Origin of the sequence: Pseudonocardia sp. SID8383, from assembly GCF_009864975.1 — a bacterium.
Taxonomy (GTDB): domain Bacteria; phylum Actinomycetota; class Actinomycetes; order Mycobacteriales; family Pseudonocardiaceae; genus Pseudonocardia; species Pseudonocardia alni.
Map to the genome: position 1 here is coordinate 1 of NZ_WWFY01000689.1, position 3,317 is coordinate 3,317.

Sequence of the window (3,317 nt, forward strand, 5' to 3'; positions counted from 1 at the left end):
CCCGCCGCAGCCCGGCGACGGCGGCCCGGGCCGGGCCCCCGGTCAGCCGGGCCAGCTCCGCGGGGTCGAACGGCCGGTGCGCGTGGGTGCGCAGGTGCTCGGTCACGCTGCGGACCAGACGGGAGGGCAGGGCCGGGGTGCGTGCGCTCCCGCGCCGGCCGGCTTCGTCGAGCACGGTGTTCGGGAACGTCTCCAGGAACCGCGAGGCCAGCAGCCCGAACGCCTCGTCGAGGGCGACGGACCCGTCCAGCAGCATCGGGTTGCCGAGCACCCGGTCGCGCACGTTCACCACGGTTGTGGCCCAGCGCTGCGCGTGCGCCCCGCTCAGCGGGGTGATCCCGGACAGCCGCACCCGGTCGACCGCGACGCCGTGCACCTGCCCGGCCCAGCGGGACAGGGCCGCCGTGTCGAGGGCGACGACGTCGAGGTCGATGTCCTCGGCGAGGTCCCGGAAGCGGCCCTCGGGCGGGAGCACGCCGACGTCGCCGGGCTGCAGCAGCACGGTGCCGTACGCCTCGGTGCCCAGGCGCATGCGTCCGCCCTGCACCAGATCGATCATGAAGGCGTTCTCGACCGGGTCGACCGTCGCGTCGATCTCGGCGGTGACCCACAGATCGCTCAGCGAGAACCCCGGGGCGGCGACGGTCTCGTTTCCCATTTCGAAGTCGCGGCCGTCGCCCACCGGCCGTACGACCGCGCCTGCGTAGAACTCCGCGGCGAACCGTTCGACGTCGGCCGCCGACCCCATGCGGAGGCTCAGTCGTCGCACTCCGTTGCCGGGCGGTTGTCCGTTCACTCGCCCTCCACCGGTGCACCGGGTGATCGGATGCGGAAAGTTACCCCGTGACCGGGCGTCGGCGCGACCCGCGCCACGCGGAACGGTCGGGGTTCGGCCGTAGCCTCCACCCATGGCGACCCCCTGGACGATCACCGTCGACTGTGCCGACGCACGCCTGCTCGCGGAGTTCTGGAGTGCCGCGCTCGGCTACGCCCCCGCCCCTCCGCCGACCGGGTTCGAGACCTGGGAGGCGTGGATGATCCACCACGAGGTGCCTGCCGACGAGTGGGGTGACGTCGCCGCGATCAGCGACCCGGACGGCGCGGGCCCGCGGATCTCGTTCCTGCGGGTCGACGAGCCCCGCACGGTGAAGAACCGGTTGCACCCGGACCTGCAGGTCTCCGGCGGCCGGCATCTGCCCGCCGAGCTGCGCGGCGAGCGCCTGGCGGCGGAAGCACGACGGCTGTGCGCGCTCGGCGCCCGGGTCGTCGAGGAGCACCTGTCCCCGGGTTCTCCACATGTGGACCACCTGTGGATGGCCGACCCGGAGGGCAACGACTTCTGCATCGTGTGAGCCCACCCCGGGTACCCGCCGATCATGGGAACGAAGGACGGCACGGTCGCGATCGTCACCGGAGCGGGCTCGGGCATCGGCGCCGCCACCGCGCGGCGGTTCGCGGCGGACGGGGCCACGGTCGTGCTGACCGGGCGGACGAAGGAGAAGCACGACGACGTGGTGGCCGGCGCCGACCCGGCGGTCGCCGAACGGATGCACGTGCTGGTCGCCGACTCGTCCGACGAGGAGGCGATCACCCACCTCGTCGACGAGGTCGCGTCCGGCTTCGGGCGGCTGGACACGCTGGTCAACAACGCCGCGGTCGCCCGGCCGGGCACCGCGGAGCAGACCTCGACCGAACAGTGGCGGTTCGTGCACGCCGTCGACGTCGACGGGGTCTTCTTCGCCTCCCGCGCCGCGGTGCCGCACCTGCGCACGACCCGGGGGTCGATCGTGAACGTGACCTCGGTGTCGGGGCTGGGCGGGGACTGGGCGAACGTCGCCTACAACTCGGCGAAGGGCGCCGTCGTCAACCTCACCCGGGCGATGGCGCTCGACCACGGCGGCGAGGGGGTCCGGGTCAACGCGGTCAGCCCGTCGTTGACCCACACGGAGATGACCGAGGGCATGACCGGCGACGAGGACCTGATGGCCCGCTTCGCCGACCGCATCCCGATAGGCCGCGGCGGCGAGCCCGCCGAGGTCGCCGACGTGATCGCCTTCCTCGCCGGGCCCGACGCGCGGTTCGTCACCGGGGTCAACCTGCCCGTCGACGGCGGGCTGTCCGCGTCGAACGGGCAGCCGCGGATGTCCTGACCGGGTCAGGGGGCGTCGGCGAGGTCCGCGACGTCGTCGGCACAGCCCCAGGACAGGGTGATGCCGGAACCGCCGTGCCCGTAGTCGTGGATCACCCGCGGCAGGGTCGCGGTGGCGGGCTCGGCCTCCAGCCGCACCTCCGGGCGGGCCGGGCGCAGGCCCGCGAGGTGCTCCAGGACCTCGGCGTCACGCAGGGCGGGGACGATGTCGCGGCAGCGTCGTAGAATCGCCTCGCCGGCGGCCGGGTCCGGCGTCGCGTCCCAGACGCCGTCGTCGAGGGTGCCGCCGAGGACGCAGTCGTGCGCGCGGGGGTGCACGTACGCGCGTCCGCCGGGGTGCGCCTCGTCGCGGACCGACATCGTCAGGCCGGGGTTGGTGACGCGCACGATCTGTCCCCGCACCGGGGTCACCGTGGTGTCACCGACCAGGGTGCGCGCGCCCATCCCGGAGCAGTGCACGACGAGGTCGGCGTCCCGGCCGGCCTCGTCGAGCGAGGTGACGCGGCGGCGTTCCAGGACGATCCCGCGGCGCCCGGCCTCGGCGGCCAGCCAGGGCAGGTGCACCGGCATCTCGACCAGCGGCACCGCGAAACGCAGGCCGTGGGCGTAGCCGGGCGGCAGCTCGCCGGGCCGGGCCGGGCGGACCTCGCCGACGGCGTCGGCCCACCACTGCGGCTCCGGCTCGGTCCGGTAGAGGGTCAGCGACTCCCGCATCACGACGCCGGGGACGCCGTCGGCGGCCTGTCGGGCCAGCTCGGTGAAGGTGCGCCGGCCCCAGTCGAGGACCTTGTCCCGCGGCCCGGCGCGGGTCGGGAACCACACCGCCGCGGCCAGGTGCGACGTCGACGCCTCCACCGGCGCGTCGGCCAGCACCCGTACCGACCAGCCCCGCTCCCGCAGCCGGACCGCGCAGCTCAGGCCCGCGATCCCGGCGCCGACCACCACCGCCCGTCGGTTGCCTCCCATGCCGGCGATCCTCGCAGCCACCGGCCCCGGATCGTCATCCGGACGTCGACGCCCGGCCACCCCCGGGGCGCACACTCGGCCCGGTGACCGCACCGCTGCTGACCGGCCCGGCGCTGGCCCGCCGGGCCGCGCTCGTCCTCGCCGTCCCGCTGCAGGCCGCGCTGGGCGCCCGGCTGCTCGACGACGCCGACCCGGCCGCCGG

At 75.1% G+C, this 3,317-nt stretch carries 4 protein-coding genes; 2 read left to right on the top strand and 2 right to left on the bottom strand.

Annotated elements, in window-relative coordinates; genetic code table 11:
* Positions 1-748, bottom strand: a 748-nt coding sequence (locus GTW08_RS16775; protein ID WP_161152203.1) for a hypothetical protein, incomplete at its 3' end; no start/stop codon positions are given.
* Between the two features lie 160 nt (positions 749-908).
* Here GTW08_RS16775 and GTW08_RS16780 point away from each other — a divergent pair.
* Together GTW08_RS16780 and GTW08_RS16785 are read left to right on the top strand one after the other, a co-directional pair.
* Positions 909-1,352 (top strand): VOC family protein, encoded by a 444-nt coding sequence (locus GTW08_RS16780; RefSeq protein ID WP_073576586.1) that lies wholly within the window; start codon positions 909-911, stop codon positions 1,350-1,352.
* Positions 1,353-1,376: 24 nt separating this feature from the next.
* The gene (locus tag GTW08_RS16785) at positions 1,377-2,150 is read left to right on the top strand and encodes an SDR family NAD(P)-dependent oxidoreductase (RefSeq protein ID WP_073576585.1); all 774 of its coding nucleotides are present in this window, start codon (positions 1,377-1,379) and stop codon (positions 2,148-2,150) included.
* 5 nt (positions 2,151-2,155) lie between these two features.
* Here GTW08_RS16785 and GTW08_RS16790 read toward each other — a convergent pair whose 3' ends face one another.
* On the bottom strand, positions 2,156-3,115 hold the full coding sequence (locus GTW08_RS16790) for an FAD-dependent oxidoreductase (RefSeq protein ID WP_073576584.1): 960 nt from the start codon (positions 3,113-3,115) through the stop codon (positions 2,156-2,158).
* Between the last annotated feature and the right edge of the window lie 202 nt (positions 3,116-3,317).